Here is an 18,857-nt window from a genome sequence, read left to right on the forward strand (position 1 = left end):
CCTAGGTCAAATTTATAGAGAGAGAGACAAAAAAACTGGTTTCTCTGTCTTCTATCAGTATTTCATGGTTATTTGGGTATAAAAGTTTTAATCTTTTTTCTATATTTTTCACTCCTATTCCCCCTAAAGTTGTTGTTTTTTTAGAGTTTTTATCTTTATCATTTTCGATGGCAAAATAAAAAATATTATTCACAATATGGATATTTATTTTCAAAAAATTATCATTTCCCGACTTCAGTCCATACTTAAATGCATTTTCAATGAAAGTAAAGCTTAAGAGCGGAGCAATCATTGTATTTCCAATATCTTCAGGAAGAGAAATATCCAATGTAATGTCTTTATCTGCAGAATATCTCATTCTTTCCAGGTAAAAATAATTCCTTATAAAATCAAGTTCCTTTTCAATCGGAACTTTTTCAGTATTAGACTCATATAATGTATATGCCATTAGGTCTGAGATATTAATAATTGCTTCCGGAGCACTAGGATCTTTTTTTACCACCAGCCCATACAGGTTATTCAGAGTATTAAAAAGGAAATGGGGATTCAGCTGTGCTTTAAGAAAATCTTTTTCAATATTAAGATTCTGCAGTTCAAGTTCTGAGGTTTGCTTCTGGAAATAGATGGTTCTGTTAAAAAGTCTTGTAATATCAAACAATATTTTCACAAAGAAAGGCGGCGAAAAGGAATAAATAACCAGCATTGCGTTCCCAAAAACATTCTTAAGTGATAGGGCCTGCAGATAACTTTGGTTGGCATTTTTGCTTATCAGTCCTTTCAATGGACCTTCGTGAATATCAATTCCGAAATAATTCAAAATGTTATACTGGAAAAAGTTGACAGATAACCAAACATAGATCGAAAGCGGGATACAAAGAAGAATTAAAAGGATGCTCCAGGTTTTACTTTTAAATATTCTGGGAATTACAACATAAAAAAACAAATAAAAAACCGTCATATTGTTGATAGTCCCACGCAAAGTCATTAATAAACTGGATGTGGATAACATCTTTAGCTCTACCCAAAAATTCAGGAAAAATAGTGCACTAAAGAAAATCCACATCAATGTGTGGCAAAGAATTCTATTGGCCGGAGTATAAAATTTCTCAAAATCTAGTTGAGAGATTCTTTCTAAAAAAGGAGTGATTCCTTTAACTGATGTCTGCATTATTTAATTGACTTAAAATTCTACTATAATATTTTGCTGCAAATGAATAGGTCATGAGTTCCAAAGCACGTTGTTCAGAAGAAAACCATCGATTAATACTCATATGTATATAACTTGAAAGAGCTTCTTTTTCGAGTTTCAGCTTCTTTACATATTGATCTCGCTCATTCAACTCCTCTTCCCATGTATTTCCTGTATAGAATAAATGCAAATCTTCTTTTAACATTCTATATTTAGAATTAATATGGGCTTTTAATTCTGAAGAAAATTCTTTTAAAAACACACTCTCCATTGTTTTACAAAAATCGAGTTTTTCCTGTAAAGATAATCCGAATACCGAAAGCCAGGAGTTTACATTTTTTACTGCTGCAAATAATCTTACATTTTCATTATCTAAGAAGATTTCTTTCCCCAATAAGTTCAGGACTAATAGGCTGTCATAATAAAAAGCCTCCTCAGCAGCTTCCATACATTCCGGTTGATATCTTTCGATTTCCCGGTGATAAGAATCCAACTGCAAATTCCAGATCGTTTCTTCCTGAAAATAAGGATTAAGATGTTCATACAACTTCTGAAGCACTGCAGCAAATAATTGGGGTTCTCTTATATGAAGTCTCAGCCTGATATGATAATGAGGATCTGTATATCTGATGAAAAAAGCTTTTTTAATTTGATTTTCGGCAATTAGTTCATCCAAAACTGGTTTTAATTCAGACAACAGGCTGTCTGAAATGTTCGAATTACAATATATTTTCAGATATAACCATTCACTTCCGGGTGCAAAACTCCGTTGTATGGATGGGATTTTATTTTGTAATAAACTATTTGGGGAGGCTGCTTCTTTATTTTCTAATGGAAGAACAATTTGTTGATTATAATTTTCTTCTCCATCAGCAGATAACAACCATTCTGAGAGCTGTATCATTGTATTACTTTTTAGTTCATCAAGAAGCAATAGAAGATAGGTATCATTCGTAATATCTAAGAAAAGTTCATTATCTCCCTGAACGAGTACAACATATTTTGTAACATCCCATTTTTGGAAAAAGTCTTTTAAGGCCGATATTGGTTTTTTTGATTTTTTGATTGCAAGAATGTCATTCTCATACATCACCCAACACGCGCGATGTAAAATAATATTTCTATAAGCAATTCTGGGGATAAATCTTTTTTAAGCTTTGAATAATTGATATTCAGATTGATATTATCTTGATTTTGCACCTGAATGGCACACAAAAACTTATACGCAGCATTTTCACTATTATAAAAATTATGTGCATTTGAAAGTCTTGGAATAATTCTTTTATTAAGCTTTTTAGACCTTAAAATGATCTCATCCCCTTTTACTGACACCATAATATCGTTCAATAAAATTTCTTTATCATGATTGCCGGTCCCTGCAAAAATCGGGATTTCATATTCTGTGAATTGGGGTCTTCTGGTAATATTTGCAGTACGTTTTCCAGGAATATAAATAATCTCGGCAAAAATGATTTCAGTAGAGCAGTCCTGCTCTTTTTGATGAATTTCGCTACAAAAATCTTTGATATTGTCATCCAGCAAAGCAAATCTTCCCATTATGGAATTTGCACCGGTTGTTCCTATATTCTGCAAAAAAATTGATCCTTAACCGGAGAACCTACAATACAAAAGTTTTGAAGTTTTAAAGAAGTTTCATCCGGTTTTAAATTGATATTTTCCAGATTAATAACTCTTTTCTTATCTTCTTCAATAAGATCTAAAATAAAATCTAAATTAGGAGTATTTGCCTGTTTTCCTGCAGCATTTTTATTGGCAGAAAGACCTTCTATAAGAGGATTTCCCTGAAAATTCCCAATCTGCGATCCTGTTGGAAACCCAATTCCAAACTCCGAATCCAATACTTCAGTAAGGGAAACTTCCCTTGATTCGTATTTGGTATTAAAATGCTTTTTAAAAATATCTAAATCCTTCTGTACTGAATTTCCTGATCTCAATGTATGTAATATGGAAATCGAAGTATTGATATTTCGAAGCATTTTCTCATCCGGTTCAAAACTACTTTCTGGAGAATGTTTCATATCCACATGAAAAAAATGTGTTTTTTCAATTCCGATGGCATTGATTAAATCTTTAATCTCGGAAATTTCGGATATGGGAAGATAGGAAATGGGTGTTTTTTCTATTATGGAAATACACTGATCAATTTTATTTAAAATATTCAGATATACTTCTGCTTCATATACTTCTTCATTTAAAAGCGACTGCAATACCGTTTTAATATTCGCTGTATTATCTGATGTAAGAGTGAGCTGAAGTTCACTTACTAAGAATTTAATATCAATCAATTCATCAATAAAATCCAAGATCTCATTCTCATCAAAATCGGTGGAGAGTAAGTCCATGATTTCATAATACTTCATCAAATGAGAAATTTTTGATATCCTCCCAAGATATTCATTCATTTCCAGTGATGACAATTGATACTTTTCTTCATTGTCAGTTCTTACCAGCTCCTGATATCGATATTGTCCGGGAATTTTATCTAGTGTATTATTTACTTTATACCTTAACTTCTTCCTGATATTTTCATTATTCTCGATATGAAATTTAATTTCTGCAAGAAAATCCATATCGATTCTTGCTTTTCTGGAAATTGGCTCCGGCTCATGTTTATTTTTTATATGCTGCAGAGCTACGCCTGCCATTGTTCCATACGGTGTACATCTTGTACTGGTACGGATTGCATATTTTTTTAGGGTATGAATTAACCTTGGAATTTTATCTTCTTTAAGTTTTTTCTCTCTATAGTTGATAATGGTATCATACAAATCCGGCGAACTCCAATATATAGATGTCACAAAAGAATCATTCTGTATAAGTTCTTCCACTACATCTTCTATATTTCTGGTTCCATCATTATTAAATAATATTTCGTAGGAAAACAGTGGTTTTCTTACGAGATATTTATCATAGGTCTCATATTTTTTCATACACCTTGAATCTCTTGCTTATTAGAATTAAGCAAAAATATTATAAATATATCTAAACAGAGAGGTATTTATAAAATATTGCGGAGCAATTATAAAGGGATTTCAAATGCTTGCTAAGTATCTGATAATTATATCAATCATATGCGGATAATTTGATTTCTCATATGATTTATCTTCTGAAAACAGAATTTCACCTGATATAAATTAGATTTCATCGAAAAAAATTTCATGCTACAGACAACCTATATACTTTTGAACTTACAATCAGATATTTATAACGATCAACTTTATTAAATAAAACAATTACCATGAACAAAAAATTCGATAAAAAATTTTACATTGAAGCTTTAAAGACCGTAAGATTAGAAGAAATACAAGATATACCGGACTCTTTTCCATTAGAAGTGCTAGATTCAATACATTATTAATTAGTTTTTATCGGAATTGTACATGATGTTCCGCTGCCCATCAAAGTAAGATTTACATTTCAGGATATAGTAGAGGTACCCACTGCATTTAATATAATTTGAATATATTCACTGGCAGACATATTTGGAACAATCACCAATTCTAAAAAACAGAGCTTTAATTGACTGAAGTTCCTCTATTGATTGCCATTTCAGAAATTACGGTTTTTGTATCCGTGTTCATTATCCACATACCGCTTTCTGAATCCCAAAAATCTATTGAATCACTGGTGATGGTACTTTTATGAAGTAAAATATATAACCTATATTATATTTGATCGTCAGCAAAAAACCTCTTAACAAAAAATAAGACAGGTTACTAAAACCTGCCTTATCCGCACTTGTGTACAATTAAAATAGACTTGTGATACGCAATCAAAACTGTTTTAAGATTTCCAGTGCCAAAACAAATATTAATAGGAATGTTTTTATTTACTGCATCATCCAAGCTGTTGCATTAGCATACAAAATACTATTATAAACTACAGATGATGCTGAAGTACCAGTACCGAAATTATCTTTAGGGATCGGTTTACCAGATGCATCTACTCCTGCTGGAAAGGATCCTTTAGAAGTATTATTGACTGCCCCCAAAGGAAATCCACCATCTCCCCAGAAGAATAGTTTATAAGTTTTGTGAACAAAACCAACGATCTGACCATTGTTTGTTGACAGAATTTCAACATTGGAACTGTTAATATTAATATTGGTATAAGAACTGGCATCATCATTATCATCTCCTACCAGCCTTCCTCTTACATCTCCAAAAGGGCCATTAAGGATAGGATGGTTAATATTGGCTATTTGTTTAACAAACCCAGTACCAGTGGCTCCATTATTAGTGGTTGGGCTTCCAAAAATCTGGCTAAGCAGCTGGTTAGGTTGTGCCTGCTGCAGAAAGATCATTGCTCTTCCTCCGTTATCGAGATAGTTTTTAAGCGCTAATGCATCAGCAGCATTGGAGCTATAATCCCAGGTAAAAATAATCATATAGGGGTTATGGGCTGCAATATTAGCTGCCAAATTACCCTGTGCCGTTCCTACTGCCTTAATATCAAATCCCTGTGATGGAACGGTTCCTGTAGGGCCAAAATTAGCTGATGATTGTAATATGGAAGTAGGAGCTGTTGTATTACTTGGATTAGGAGTGTACATTCCACCACCTAGAGAAAGAATTGTTCTTTTCGGAATAACCCCAGTACTTACATTCACAGAAAAACTACAGGACTGACCTGCAATATTTATGGTAAAAGTTGCCATACCTGAAGAAGATGGAGTTCCGGAAATACTGAGGGTTATATTTCCACTACCGTTAACTAATGTTCCAGCTGGAGCAGATGCAGTAAGTCCAGACACAACTGTTGAAGCAGCTGATATCGCTCCATAAGATTGTCCGGTAGCATTTGTGTAATTAATGACTTTTGTACCAGTACTAAGTGTATTTGCCATAAAAGCTCCACTAACAGCTCCACTGGAACAATCCAAAGCAAAGCCTGGTGTCGGACCACATTGGTCACACAAACAATTAGACCATCCTGTAGGTTTGAAAACTCTTACACAGCTTAATGTAGAATCATACATAATAGTTCCTATTGCAACATTTCCACCCATTGGGTTGATCATATTGCGGGGATCTGCATTGGTAGGAAGAACCAATCCCATATTATTGGTTGTTTCCTTATTGACGTCTAGCGCACCTCTGGGATTGGCTGTACCTATACCTACTTGCGAAAATAAGATATTCGCAAAGAATATCAGGAGTAATAAATTTTTTTTCATTTTTTTTGGTTTTCAGCAAAATTATAGTTTATGAACTCCAACAGCAAAAAATAAACATACCTCACACGTACTACATAAGCCCTATCATTCATGCTTTAGACTCTCTACATGCGTTCTACAACCTCAATAACTAAAAGGGTGTAAGCCTAGTATTTTTATCGCAAACGTTCTCTAAATTTTTGAATAAAAACACAATATTTTCATTTTTTTCATAAACAATACTAGATAAAAGACATGTTATTGGGGTCAAAAAAAACCCGGCTATGAATTGGCCGGGTCAGAGTGAAACAAAAATTAGCTATGCTAAAATTAATTTTTAATCAGTTTTTGCTGATATACTGCTTTATCAGTTTTAGCTTTTAGGATGTATATTCCTTTCGGTAACATGCTTACATTTACTTGTCCATTATTAAACTGAGTATTGATAAACTTACCTGAAGCATCATAAATAGAAACGTTTACCACTTTTTCCTGAGTTTTGATATACAAAATATCTGTAACCGGGTTCGGATAGATGCCAAACTCCAGTTTTTTCACCTCAGCAGTTGCTAATGTAGAAGTAGTGCTGTTTACCTTGAGTGTTCTTTCTACTACTTTTCCGTTTGAGTTAAAGCTGATTACAATATCTGATGTTCCTGAACCTATTGGAGTAAGTACCAATTCTTCATTAAAATTGATATCAGCAGAAACTACTGATGGATTACTATTTGACTTAACAGATTTCACAATAGAAGAGCCAAAGCTGTCTTCATCAGAAATCAACGTTTTAAGATCAATAGTTGTAATACCAGAGGCTGTAACCTGAGACGGGAAAGTATTGCTTACTACCGGAGCAGTATTATCCGGGAATACGGTTACAGAAGGGAACCAGTAATAGTCATTCAATACTTTGGTATCAATTAGACTTCCACCTGAGTTAAATGTGTGAATCCAGTTTTTTTGGAAATGAGCTCCAAATCCGCTTTCTGTAGTATTGGCAACAAGATTTCCATTAGCCGGATTTACACGAAGTGCTGCCCCGTAAGGGATTTGTTTATAAGCTCCTGTCTGTCCTGGTAGTGTAATAAAGGTTTCATTGAATACTTTGCTGGTTACATCAAATTTTGCAATCTGATTTCCTGATTTCATCCAATATAATGTATTTTCAGTATTACTTGCAGTGAAACTTCCTGCATTCCATGCTCCCCATGATCCTGAATAGGTTGAAGTTGGAATATTATAGTACTGTACTGCAAAAGTTGAAGGATCAATATTGGCTAGCTTCTGGCTCTGAATTGCCCAAACACTTCCATCTTTAGCCTGAACAATAGAATGGAAAGAGCCAGCAATGGTATTGATAACCGTATTGGTATTAGGGTCAATAATCTGGATTCCTGCCGTTTGATTCACTGCAAAAACATATTTTGAAGTACGGATCATATTTCCGATCTGTGCTGTTCCTGTTCCATTGATTAGACTTCCTATTTGCAGATTATCAATATCAAATAAATAGATTCCTTTAGATGTTCCAATGTATCCTTTATGTTCATCAACTCCAAGGAAAGATCTTCCGTCTGCTGTTCCAATCGTATTAAATGTTGCAATTTTCTGCAACGTCTTTGCATTGGCAACTACTAATCTTCCTCCAGGTGTATATTGGGTATCTCCACCATCAGCAGCCTGCTTGGAAACAAAATAGAATTTATCACCATAAATAGTTCCGTGTGATGTGGTAGCACCGAAAGCATGGTTATTATTTACACTGCTGTAGGCTCTGTAATTAATCTGTCCGTTGTTATCAATAAAGTTAACAGAACCGTTACCATGTCCGAACCAGTCTTCATTTACAACAAAAAAGCCGTTGGTAAAATTTGTTGTGGTTACATAAGGGGAAACCGGTGTTAAAGTAGATGATATTGGGGGAGTCTGGAAATCGGGACTATAATTCCATACATCCCATGATCCATTTTGAAGGATACGTCCTGTAGATCCTGATCCCGAAGAGGAAAAATCGGAATCTGAAGGGTTTTTAATCAGATAAGACCAAAAACCATTATTCCAGCCGGACTTCCAGTGGTCATTTACATCTTTTGCTGTATAATCATCGAAATCATAGGCTGTAGTTTTTACAATACCATCCACAGGATATAGCGGATAGGTGGCATTCCCACTTTTAATAAGAGCATTGGAATCCTGACCATTCAAATCAAATCCAAGTCCGCCTATTGCAGTTCCGTATGGAGTTCCCGGATACATTAGAGTAAAGAATCTGTGATCTGCTTTTGCAATCGCTTTAAGCATATCTTCTCCTGTAGCATTGCCATCCCATCTGAAACCCCATACCAGAGCATCAGGATTTTTACCGTCATTCCACTGCACTACAAATGCGGCCTGATTGGAACCTGTTCCTACCCAGTACTGAATATCAGAAAAGCTGATCGTATTTGTAATATTGGTAGTGGTTAAAGGAGTATTTACCGAAATATCATTCCGGGGTACTCCCTGTACTTTTATCTGGGCATTCGTGAAAAATGCAAACAAAAAAAGCACAGTAAAAAGATAAAACTTTTTCATTCTTACTAATTTTAATATATGTTACGTTTGTTATTTCTTTAAGTGTAAGTCGTAAGCTCCGGCTACTTCTGTAGAAACTTCACCCAGCCAGCCAGCTTCCTGATTTACTCCTGTGTATACTTTTACAAAATCAATTCCCGGAAGTTTTACATATTTTCCGTTCTTGTCAACCGCCCAGGAAATATCAATATTAGAAGCTTCATCATTATTGGGAGCATTATCTGCATATCCGAAATCATAAGACTTCCCTACCCAGTAGTTCCCTGTTCCGCTCTGATCGTAATAGTTATTTTTAAGTAGGGTTCCTGTAAATCCAAAGGAAGCATCTGACAGCCATAGCGGGTAATAGCTTTGTGCATGAAAAACCATTTTTGTTTTAAATCCTGTATTTCCAATATTATCCTGCCATTTGATATACTCTACATCGGTTTGCCAGCTGTCATTTCCAGGTACAGGTATTTTATTTTCATCCGGTTTGAAGTAAGTGATCCCGTAATTTTTCAGGGTTTCATTTTTTAAAGTATTCACTTCCTGCAATTTCAAACCATTCATTATCATCCGGTTTTCCGTTTTTGTTTTTGTCATAAGCCACCATGATAATTCCCGGCTCACAGTTTCCTGAACGGGGATCACTCGCAGAGTTCCCGAAGAATGCATTTCCCAGCACTTTAAAATCTCTTCCGTCCATATTCGGAATGGTATGATCAAAACCAAATACTACATAACCACCGTATCCGCCAAGGCTCACCATTGAAGGATTGGAACCTACAAGATAACTACTGGCTTTCTTAATCATATCTGCCTCAGTATTTCCAAGATCATATTCAGGAATATCATTCGTAAACTGGCCAACTGCGGGACGGAAATCAAATACTTTAGAGATATATTTGCTCAGCGTTCCTGCTTCTTTGGTTACTACAATTTTGGATTGAAATACTTTATTGGTTCCTACCTTTAATGTTAAAGGATAAGTAGCGGCCTTTGTACTGATAAATTCCAGTTCAGCATTTTCGGAAATGATGGAATCTTTAATGCTCCAGGTAACTTTTCCGGAAATATTGGTAGGAATGCTCAATACTTTGAAACGCTCAATAGTATAAGCAGTATCTAATTTAAATGAAGGGGGAATTACTTCCGGATCAACAGGAACCGGTACTGCCACCTCATCATCATTTTGGCAAGAAACTACCATACCCGCTAAAAAAAGGGATAAAAGCCCGGCTGTTATGTACTTAGTTGTTTTTTTATTCATGTCTATCAGTTTTGTTTAATTGTATAAAAAAGCGAAGTGGGCAGGGATATTTCCGCCTTCGGTCTTCCATTTAAAATGTCCGTTTTTATCAAAGCAGTACACAAATCCCATGGATACATAGTTTCGGGCATCTGTAATATAAATGTCTTCTGTAATAGGATTTACAGCAATTCCGTAGGGTGTTTTAATGAGGTCTTCATATTCCTTATCAATAATCCTGTTGGAAATCACCTGCTCTGTCTTTACATCTATAATTCCATAGGTTTTTACATAGGAGTGGGTATTGTAATTGAACTCATTTCCGTAGTAATACAGTTTATCATTCACAATAGTCATTTCGCTCACTGCAATATGAAAGTCTTTTTTAATGTTTCCTGTTGCTGCATCTATCAGATATAAATTGGAAGGAACGTTATAATAATCCCCTCTTGAGGTTACATACAGGTCTCCATAATTGTCTTTTTTAAGACGGTGAAGGTTGATAGCGACATCAATTTTTTTCTTTTCTGTAAACGTGTTCAGATCAATCACTGAAACGGTTCTGTCATAATTCGGAACCATATATCCTCCGGAATTGGCAACAAATAGTTGATTCCCTACAATTTCCATTTCTTCAGGCTGATATCCTACTGTTGCTGTACGTTGAATAGTCAGCGATATTGTATCTATTTCTGCTACTTTTCCTTTGGGAGCCAACGGATTGATATCCACAGGGCCGGCATAGCTGCTGGCATAAGCTTTCCCATCTTTAAAGGTCATGTATCTGCAATTCTGTAGATAAATAGACTTGATATGCTTGGCTGTTTTCGCTTCCAAGACTTCGATGGTATTAGAAACATTTACCACAATGTACATTTTGCTTCCATAGATTTTAATATCATTTCCAACGTCCCCCAACTCTTTTAAAACATTCGGGTTGATCTCGGAATAAATATTTCTGAAATAGGTTCCTTTGGTATAATCAAAGAAATCAAGGGTGCATTTATTGCTTCCCATATTTCCTTCGTTCAATACGTAGAATCCTTTTATTTTTGTTTTCTCAACGGGATTAAGCCCTTCCACTACTTCCATGGGAATAATGACATCATCGGTACGACATGAAACAAGGGCAATTAATGTCAAAAACAGAAAATAAATATTTAGTTTTCTCATAAGGTGAAATTTAAAGTGAGTCTAAAGTTTCTTCCCGGCATAGGATAATTGAGTACCACATCATAATATTGGTTGAAAACATTGTTCATTTCAAGGTTTATTTTAAAAGGATGTCCCGCAAGGTTTAGTTTTCTCTGGACAGAAAGGTCTAGGTATACCAGGGCTGAATATAGTTATAGCGGATATTATCCTGCTGTCCGTCATATCTTTCTCCCACATAGATTGTACTGTAATTAAAACTCCAGTCTTTATAATCTGCCATCAGGGTAAAAGATCCGCTGTGCCTTGGTGTATAAGGAATTTGCTCCCCATAATAGGTTTCTTTAAATCCTTTAGTAATGGTTTTATCTTTAGCACTCTGGTAGGTATAAGCCAATAATGGTCTAAGTTTCACCTTTCCAAGCATTAATTCCGCTTGAACATTTACGTCTGCTCCCATAATTTCAACCTTTCCAAGATTGAGCATCATCCAGCGGAACATATTGGTTGTTGGGATGGCCACAATCTTATCTGTCACTTTGTTATAATACCCATCTACTTTTATATAAAGTCCTTTGAATAAAGATCTATCATATTTTTTCTGATAAGTAAAACCTACATCATACTGGTGGGTAAATTCCGGTTTAAGAAAAGTATTACCAACACTGGTATAATACAGGTCATTAAAGGTGGGTAGTCTAAAGATATTTTTATAGAAAGCTCTTAGGGTAAGTTCAGGTATTGAAGCGGGCTGATAGCTCATGAAGAAAGCAGGTGTCCATTCTCTTCTGTCATCAGGTTTGAAATTCATTTTTACCTTTTCTGAAGTAAATGTCCCTAACAGGCTTCCTAAGAATTTAAATCTGTTCCACTGATAGGTAGTAGCCAATGCAACCAGGGTTGTATAACGGGTAGGATAAGAGAAATTATACAAATCAGCATCAAGGGTATTGTATTGGAAATCTCCGTTCAAACTGACATCCCAATTAGGAGTAATTGAATATAGATTGGAAGAGGAAACATAGACCTCGCGTTGAATATAAGTATTGATGGCAGGCATTGCAGACTGAGACAATACAGTATCATTAAAATAAGTGTAATCATAAGCAAACTTTGCCTTCAGTTGAGTTTCAAGCTTAGGAAACAGCTTTTTTCTGAAATTGGCCTGTACAAAATAATTCTCATCAAGCATTCTTGCCCCTCTTGCTTTAAAACGGTTCTTCACGATAGGTGCCGGAATACCACGGTTTGAAATATACCCATAACCACGGATATTCCAGCTTCCGTTGTTCAGAGTTCCATTCACAGATGTTTCAAACCGTTTTGCTTTAATGTCGGAATCATATCTTTTGGAAATGGTATCAGAAGCAGTGGCTCCATTGGGATATTTTCTTCCATAACGAAATTTATAAAGACCATCACTCTGGAGAAACTCTGCACTGAAACTGGCTGCTATCCGTTTTGATATCTTCTGTTCTAACCGGAATGAAGGATTAAATAAATCAATGGAAGCACTTTTTGCTCTTATGGTAAGATTGGTTTTTCTGTTTCCTGTGAATACTGGTGTTTTAGGCTGTAAATAGATTGATCCTGATGACCCGAAGTCTTTGGCAGGTTGGAAGATCTCACTTTTCTGACCATTGTACAAAGAAATTTCTTCCAGATCATCCAAAGAATATCTTCCCAGGTCCACCTGTCCGTTTTGGGCATTTCCCAATTGAATTCCATCATAGAAAACGCCTACATGCTGGCTTCCCATACTTCGTATATTGACTGTTTTCATACCACCCATGCCACCATAATCTTTAATCTGAACACCGGAAAAATATCGTAAAGCATCAGCAACAGAATGACTGTTGAGCCTTTCGAGTTCTTCACCCTGTAAGACCTGTGCAGGGATGATTTCTTTAAAGTTCTTCTTGTAAATATTGACAGTCTTTATGGTTTCCCCTTTAATGCTGTCTTTTTTCCTGGTTTGGGAAGATAGAATTTGAGAGGTTAACACGAATACCGTGAAAACAATTGTATGGAATTGAAATGTAGTTAGTTTTGCTACCATTAGCTCATTCATGGATCATGATGACGCAAATGGATATAAGAAAAGCAACGACAAAGCACAGCTGTCACTGCACAGAATCATTGTTGTCCTAAGCTTTATTCCACGAAAGCGTCAAACGTTTATTATTTCTGGCAGGTCTTCTGACTTACTCCATTTTTGAAATCCTTCCCATTCCTAAAAACAGTGGATGCATTTTTCAAAAACTTTGGTGCGGAGCTTACAGCAGCGGGTCTGTTCCGGATTTTCACCGGATTCCCTTTTAAGAGCTTATTATGGCTCACCAAATTCCGGCAAAGATATAAAATTCCCACCAGATACGATGTCATGCAGAATAAAATGATTATCAATCAATAAACATGAAAAATCCCGCTACATTGTAACGGGATGTAAATAATAATTTTTTATTGAATTCCACTGTTTTTATCAATGATTATTTTTTCACAAATTCACGATCGCTCAGTGTTTTCATAAACAGGATAAGATTAGTCTTTTCTTGCTCTGTGAGAGGAATTCTGTTTTTATTATTTTTAAAGACAGGATCAAGATTATCGGCATCCAAAACACCTTTATCGAAATAATCCAGAACAGCCTTTAAAGTCGGAAATTGTCCAAAACTTCCGTAAGGAGCTGTGTATTCTACATTTCGTAAAGAAGGAACCCGAAAACTCATATAATCTTCCTGAATACCAGTAACTCTTCCACGCCCTGCTTCATTGGTATCCGGATTTAAGGGAAATCCTATATTTCTAAAACTTTGATCGGTAAACAATTCCGTACTATGGCAACTCACACATTTCTGTTGAAAAGTCTGATATCCCAGGGCCTCGTTTTCCGTGAAAGTTTCTCCTTCTTTTCTTTTTACCTTATCATATTTACTATTGGCAGAAATCAGAGTGTACTCATATTGAGCAATACTTTTATAAATCCTTTCAGCAGTAATAGTTTCGTCTCCAAATGCTTTTCGGAACAGATCTTTATACATCATATCATCCCTTATTTTCCCTATCACCTCCAGAATAGAAGAACCCATTTCTTCATGAGTGATAATAGGAACCAGGGGTTGATTTTCCAATTGAAGAATATTGCCATCCCAATTATAAAACTTCATAAACAGCATGTTCTGAATAGCCGGCACATTTCGTAATCCTACTCTATTCTGAATTCCTATTCCCTGTGCATTATTATCGGCAAAGGCATTTTCCTGTATATGACAACTAGAGCAGGAAATACTATTATCTGTACTTAGCCTTTTCTCATTAAATAATTTTTTCCCCAACTCTATCCCATATTTTGTAGGACTGTTAGAGTTCACCGAATTATTTAGTTCCGGAAATCCAGACGGAATATTGAGTGAAATTTGTGGATTATCGTCAGAAATAGGCTCATAACGATCATTATTACATGATATTAACAGAATAAGAATCACTAAAATATTTAATCCTTTTTTCATTGCAGCAGAGTAGAGTCTAATTTTCAACACTGCTCACTGAAAACATTCCGGAAATATCACTTGAACCGTTACCACCGAGGTTATCAACAAATTTTACCATTTGGTTAGCAGTATGAATATTCGGAGTGGCATTGCCATCTGATCCTGTTCCCGTAACCAATACAATCGTATTAATTTTGCCCGTCAACAGCTTATCAAAATCTGCTTTAATAATAATTTTAGGAGCTTTGTTATCCACAATCGCATGTTGAGAAAGATCTAAAGTAACATCTCTATACGCATCTACTCCCTGGGTAAAATTACCTTCTGATCCTTTTATAGTACTCCCTGTGTGGATAGACATCTGTTTGTTATCCGTTCCATAGAAACCTTCGATTTTTGTAAAACGATAACCAGCTCCCCACTCCCACATCATTTGGGTATCATTGGCACCTGCGGTAGCATAAAACTTTGGAAACTTCACCTGATCCAAAACATTCAGATCTTTTTTACTCCTAGTCCGAATTTGATTTTTTTATACTCTCCGGCAGGGATATTGCTCAGTAAATAACGAAGCGTTTCCGGTTTTGATTGGTCAATCACTGTAGCACCTTGATCCAGGTCATTAACTTTATAAGGAACTTCATTCCCATCTGCTTTTACCAGTCGAATATTACTTATTACATATTTCAATTCTGAAAAATGGTGAACCTGTCCTTCTGCTGAGGTATTGGTTGTAGCTGTACCAGAAGTGGATCCTCCAAGAACAATCGTTTCATTTTTAAACGTATTCTTAAATTCAAGGGTAACATTATTGGCAACAGGATTATCATCGCTGTTCTGGCAAGAAATTACACCTAATGAAAAAGCTGATAATAGTAGATATTGTTTTAAGTTTTGCATTTTAAAAATTTTAGTTGTTGTTTTAATTAAAGTTTCTGTCATCTTTAAAAGTTGAATTTTAAAGACGTATAAATATTACGGCCCATTCTTGGGATATTTCCCCAGTCTGCATAGGTGCTGTAATATTTGTTTAACAGGTTTTCGGCTCCTACCTGAAAAACGGTCTTAAGTTTTTTGATTTTGAAAGCATAATCCATGGAAAGATTCCATATGGTGTATGCTGGTGTCTGATCTTCACCATATTCCGGACTGTAATTGAGCTGGATAAAATCTCCATTTATAGAGGTCTGAATTCCAAAATTGCCATAGGAATAATGTAAAGAAGTCAGATAACTTAAAGGGCGGATGAAAGGCAGATTTTTTCCTTTATCATCTCTTCCTCTTGCATACGTCAGCGTTCCTTTCCAATGTAAATCCGGAATAATGCTGTAATTGGCATTCAAAGACATGTTAAAAAGTGTGGCATGCTCCAGTGAAGTATAAGCTTTCACTCCTACCGATTGATAATTCATAGGACTTCCAAGACTTAAAATTCTTCCTATAATATAATTCTGAATATAGAAGTAATTTACTTTGGCTTCAATATTCATTTTTTCATTTTTAAAACCTGCACTGGCATTGGTTTCATAGGAAATTTCATTTTTTAAATCAGGATTTCCAATATAATCATAGCGATCAAAGCTGTTGTAGATATAATACCCATATCCTTCTGAAACAGAAGGCGCTCTGTGTCCGTAACCCGTTCCTAAAGAAAAATTAAAATGGTGGTTGGTAAATTGATATCCTGCATGCAGACTGGGAAGGATTCTAGTCTTTTTCGGTGATGCTCCCGGATGAAAGATCCAGTTGAATTCAGGATATTTAGACTCATTATAATTCAATCCTAATGATCCTCCGAAACTCAAACGGCTTTTATCCGATATGTCCCATTTATTATTCATCGAAAGACTGGCAAAACGTGTCGTTACCCAAGGCCAGCTATATGCAAACATGGTTCTGTTCTCTCTATCCTGAGGATACATACGCATTTCTGCAATCGATGTATTATTGTAGGCATTAAGTTCTATGTCTGAGGTATACCGCTCTTTTGTGAGGTTCATTGAAGAGACCAGCCCATAAGTAGTACTCCATCCCGGCATATCCATGTGTACCAGATTTTCAGGACGCTTTGTATCATCCATATAATGCTCAATGGTGTTGAAATAGATTTTTGTATCCCACGATTTAATTAATCCTTCTTTAAACAATTGTTTATAAGATGCTGAGGTAATCATAGCTCGGGAAAGCCATAAATCCATTGGTAAGGCAGGAAACCCAACATTTTTCGCCATATCAAAGATTGCATCCACTTTCACTGAAGATAAGGAACTTGTTTTGTAAGCGATTCCAATTCCGGTATTGAATTTATTATATTGAGAGTGATTCACTTCAGCATCATTTCCGTCATAATAATTACCTGCCTTCCGGAAAGAAATGCTTCCATCTACCACAAGTTTGCTCCCGGAATAAGAAATATTTCCAAGATTGAAAAACTGTTTATTATTAAATTCAAAACCAGTCTGATAGGCTCCATTCCATTTTTTTCAAGACCAAAAGGAGTGCTTTTTCTTTTCAGATCAATACTTCCTGCTATTGTTGCTCCATGCGAACTCCCTTCCTGACCTGATTTTATATCTATTCCTGAAAGAGTATTGCTTTCCATATACGAGGTAACCGGATCCATTTTATCAGTGCATGCCCCAAAGATGCGCATCCCATCAAGAGTGATGACAGATCTTTCTGTACTCATGTTGTTGAGCAACGGTTCCCAAGCATAGGCTCCACGTTTTATAAAACTGATTTTATCAGAAGATGCCAAAAATTCATCCACTGAAACGGCCATTTTCATTTCCGTTTCAATTTTCTTTTATTGCTTTTTACTTTTACCTCAGCGATATGAGCAATACTGTCTTTTTTTACTTTTCGGTGTTGTGCATTGATAGCAACACCCAAAAAGATCAATATAATTCCAAACTGCTTCATTATTTTAGAATAGGGTATCAATAAAAAGTTCACTTTTAGCTCCCGGAACCCCTGGCGTAAAGTCTGTTGAGACCTTAGTTCCTTTAATGATCTTACCATTTTGATTCAGCATGATAAAATTCAAAGTCCAGTTTCCTGTCATGGTATAGTTGACAATACCATGATACAATCCGTCATTTCCCTGTATTAAGTCCTGATTATTGGGAGAAGAATGATTTCCCATGGATGGTTCCGGCATTCTTGGATCTAATTTCAAAGTATATCCTTTTACCTCCGAGTATGAAAACTGTGAAGGATCAGGAAAACTTCCGGATGAAGCAGCAGGCTTATTATATTTGTAAATTCCAGCGATCAGTTTATTTTCTGCCACTTTGGGTTTTTGAGGGGCAATAAGTGCGATATAATATTGCTCACCATCATTCCCTGTAAACGAAGTCATATTAAGATTTTTATTACTCTGTTCATTCACAATAATATCTTTATTGATCGTATACATTTCCTCTTTCACTTTGAAATTCAGATAAAGTTTCCAACTTACTGTAGAATTGTTTTTATCAGTAAATACAGAATACCCTGAATAATATTTACCATCCGACTTATAGTCTAAAGCGTATTGATAAGGACATGAAGTTTTACTTCCATCAGCTTTTGTCATGATGGGTAAAAAAGTAATGTTCGAAGCATTGATATTTTCGTTGGTCTGAGTATTGATAATTCTTACCCTGATTTCATTATATCCCTGATAAAATGTTCCGTTTAAAGTCTCTATGCTTATTTTATACTGATCTTTATTGATAGCCGCCGCTTCTTTAAATTCATAGTGTTCCGGAACGGCTGTGTTGATTTCGCTTTCATAATCAGTTTTGTCGAGGGTGCAGGAAACAGCCATCAACAAAAGACTCATTATGAAAATCTGATATATTTTCATTGTTGATTTTTTAGTTGAAAGAATACAATAGAAATACTTTGAATGCTGAAACATTCAATTTTTTTTTACCACAAAAGGCACAAAGATTTTAGAAAATTTAATGTGTTTTAAAGTTATCCACAGAGTGTGGATAAGTCATAACCCGTTATTAAATAGGCACATTAAACGTATTCAAGGTATCTTAAATAAGCTTT

General features: G+C 35.4%; 14 protein-coding genes, 1 pseudogene and 1 riboswitch. All 15 genes and pseudogenes read right to left on the minus strand.

The genetic code is table 11. The features are described from left to right. Position 1 precedes the first annotated feature (1 nt). The 15 genes and pseudogenes from H5J24_RS21180 to H5J24_RS21250 all read right to left on the minus strand — a co-directional run bounded on the left by H5J24_RS21180 (position 2) and on the right by H5J24_RS21250 (position 18,663). Entirely contained in the window at positions 2 to 1,168 is a 1,167-nt protein-coding gene (locus H5J24_RS21180; RefSeq protein ID WP_068940356.1) for a sensor histidine kinase, read from the minus strand. Beyond that, positions 1,152 to 2,279, minus strand: a complete 1,128-nt coding sequence (locus tag H5J24_RS21185) for a thiopeptide-type bacteriocin biosynthesis protein (RefSeq protein WP_283250737.1) — start codon at positions 2,277 to 2,279, stop codon at positions 1,152 to 1,154. Before H5J24_RS21185 ends, H5J24_RS21180 begins: the two co-directional genes overlap by 17 nt. After that, complete coding sequence (locus H5J24_RS25740; protein WP_283250738.1) at positions 2,279 to 2,746, minus strand: lantibiotic dehydratase; 468 nt, start codon at positions 2,744 to 2,746, stop codon at positions 2,279 to 2,281. Before H5J24_RS25740 ends, H5J24_RS21185 begins: the two co-directional genes overlap by 1 nt. 23 nt (positions 2,747 to 2,769) lie before the next feature. Continuing rightward, complete coding sequence (locus H5J24_RS21190; RefSeq protein ID WP_283250739.1) at positions 2,770 to 4,140, minus strand: lantibiotic dehydratase; 1,371 nt, start codon at positions 4,138 to 4,140, stop codon at positions 2,770 to 2,772. An 899-nt stretch (positions 4,141 to 5,039) separates the two neighbouring features. Next, entirely contained in the window at positions 5,040 to 6,386 is a 1,347-nt protein-coding gene (locus H5J24_RS21195; protein ID WP_068940362.1) for a hypothetical protein, read from the minus strand. A gap of 309 nt (positions 6,387 to 6,695) precedes the next feature. Next, complete coding sequence (locus H5J24_RS21200; RefSeq protein ID WP_068940364.1) at positions 6,696 to 8,939, minus strand: DUF5074 domain-containing protein; 2,244 nt, start codon at positions 8,937 to 8,939, stop codon at positions 6,696 to 6,698. Positions 8,940 to 8,969: 30 nt separating this feature from the next. After that, entirely contained in the window at positions 8,970 to 9,467 is a 498-nt protein-coding gene (locus H5J24_RS26270; RefSeq protein ID WP_429831836.1) for a hypothetical protein, read from the minus strand. Beyond that, positions 9,448 to 10,191 carry a hypothetical protein gene (locus H5J24_RS26275; RefSeq protein WP_429831838.1) on the minus strand — a complete coding sequence of 248 codons (744 nt, stop codon included), beginning with the start codon at positions 10,189 to 10,191 and terminating at the stop codon, positions 9,448 to 9,450. Before H5J24_RS26275 ends, H5J24_RS26270 begins: the two co-directional genes overlap by 20 nt. A 15-nt stretch (positions 10,192 to 10,206) precedes the next feature. Further along, positions 10,207 to 11,343, minus strand: coding sequence for a YncE family protein (locus H5J24_RS21210; RefSeq protein WP_068940368.1), 1,137 nt, complete (start codon positions 11,341 to 11,343; stop codon positions 10,207 to 10,209). Positions 11,344 to 11,491: 148 nt separating this feature from the next. Beyond that, positions 11,492 to 13,393: a TonB-dependent receptor plug domain-containing protein gene (locus H5J24_RS21215; protein WP_283250740.1), complete on the minus strand. Its 1,902-nt coding sequence runs from the start codon at positions 13,391 to 13,393 to the stop codon at positions 11,492 to 11,494. Positions 13,394 to 13,494: 101 nt separating this feature from the next. Next, positions 13,495 to 13,681, minus strand: a riboswitch (cobalamin riboswitch). Positions 13,682 to 13,811: 130 nt separating this feature from the next. Further along, on the minus strand, positions 13,812 to 14,831 hold the full coding sequence (locus H5J24_RS21220; protein WP_068940904.1) for a cytochrome-c peroxidase: 1,020 nt from the start codon (positions 14,829 to 14,831) through the stop codon (positions 13,812 to 13,814). Positions 14,832 to 14,847: 16 nt separating this feature from the next. Beyond that, complete coding sequence (locus H5J24_RS21225; RefSeq protein WP_346730007.1) at positions 14,848 to 15,294, minus strand: MbnP family protein; 447 nt, start codon at positions 15,292 to 15,294, stop codon at positions 14,848 to 14,850. 14 nt (positions 15,295 to 15,308) lie between these two features. Beyond that, positions 15,309 to 15,713 carry an MbnP family protein gene (locus tag H5J24_RS21230; RefSeq protein WP_232815836.1) on the minus strand — a complete coding sequence of 135 codons (405 nt, stop codon included), beginning with the start codon at positions 15,711 to 15,713 and terminating at the stop codon, positions 15,309 to 15,311. 44 nt (positions 15,714 to 15,757) lie between these two features. After that, positions 15,758 to 17,735 (minus strand): annotated as a pseudogene (locus H5J24_RS21235) (TonB-dependent receptor plug domain-containing protein). 4 nt (positions 17,736 to 17,739) lie between these two features. Beyond that, complete coding sequence (locus tag H5J24_RS21250; protein WP_068940908.1) at positions 17,740 to 18,663, minus strand: hypothetical protein; 924 nt, start codon at positions 18,661 to 18,663, stop codon at positions 17,740 to 17,742. Between the last annotated feature and the right edge of the window lie 194 nt (positions 18,664 to 18,857).

Origin of the sequence: Chryseobacterium capnotolerans (assembly GCF_021278965.1) — a bacterium.
GTDB lineage: Bacteria > Bacteroidota > Bacteroidia > Flavobacteriales > Weeksellaceae > Chryseobacterium > Chryseobacterium capnotolerans.

Excerpts from the sequence above, each read along its gene's own strand:
- H5J24_RS21190 (WP_283250739.1), bottom strand. The coding sequence starts at position 4,140 with ATGAAAAAATATGAGACCTATGATAAATATCTCGTAAGAAAACCACTG.
- H5J24_RS21220 (WP_068940904.1), bottom strand. The coding sequence starts at position 14,831 with ATGAAAAAAGGATTAAATATTTTAGTGATTCTTATTCTGTTAATATCA.
- H5J24_RS26275 (WP_429831838.1), bottom strand. The coding sequence starts at position 10,191 with ATGAATAAAAAAACAACTAAGTACATAACAGCCGGGCTTTTATCCCTT.
- H5J24_RS25740 (WP_283250738.1), bottom strand. The coding sequence starts at position 2,746 with ATGGGAAGATTTGCTTTGCTGGATGACAATATCAAAGATTTTTGTAGC.
- H5J24_RS21195 (WP_068940362.1), bottom strand. The coding sequence starts at position 6,386 with ATGAAAAAAAATTTATTACTCCTGATATTCTTTGCGAATATCTTATTT.
- H5J24_RS21210 (WP_068940368.1), bottom strand. The coding sequence starts at position 11,343 with ATGAGAAAACTAAATATTTATTTTCTGTTTTTGACATTAATTGCCCTT.
- H5J24_RS21185 (WP_283250737.1), bottom strand. The coding sequence starts at position 2,279 with ATGTATGAGAATGACATTCTTGCAATCAAAAAATCAAAAAAACCAATA.
- H5J24_RS21215 (WP_283250740.1), bottom strand. The coding sequence starts at position 13,393 with ATGAATGAGCTAATGGTAGCAAAACTAACTACATTTCAATTCCATACA.
- H5J24_RS21180 (WP_068940356.1), bottom strand. The coding sequence starts at position 1,168 with ATGCAGACATCAGTTAAAGGAATCACTCCTTTTTTAGAAAGAATCTCT.
- H5J24_RS21230 (WP_232815836.1), bottom strand. The coding sequence starts at position 15,713 with ATGCAAAACTTAAAACAATATCTACTATTATCAGCTTTTTCATTAGGT.
- H5J24_RS21250 (WP_068940908.1), bottom strand. The coding sequence starts at position 18,663 with ATGAAAATATATCAGATTTTCATAATGAGTCTTTTGTTGATGGCTGTT.
- H5J24_RS21200 (WP_068940364.1), bottom strand. The coding sequence starts at position 8,939 with ATGAAAAAGTTTTATCTTTTTACTGTGCTTTTTTTGTTTGCATTTTTC.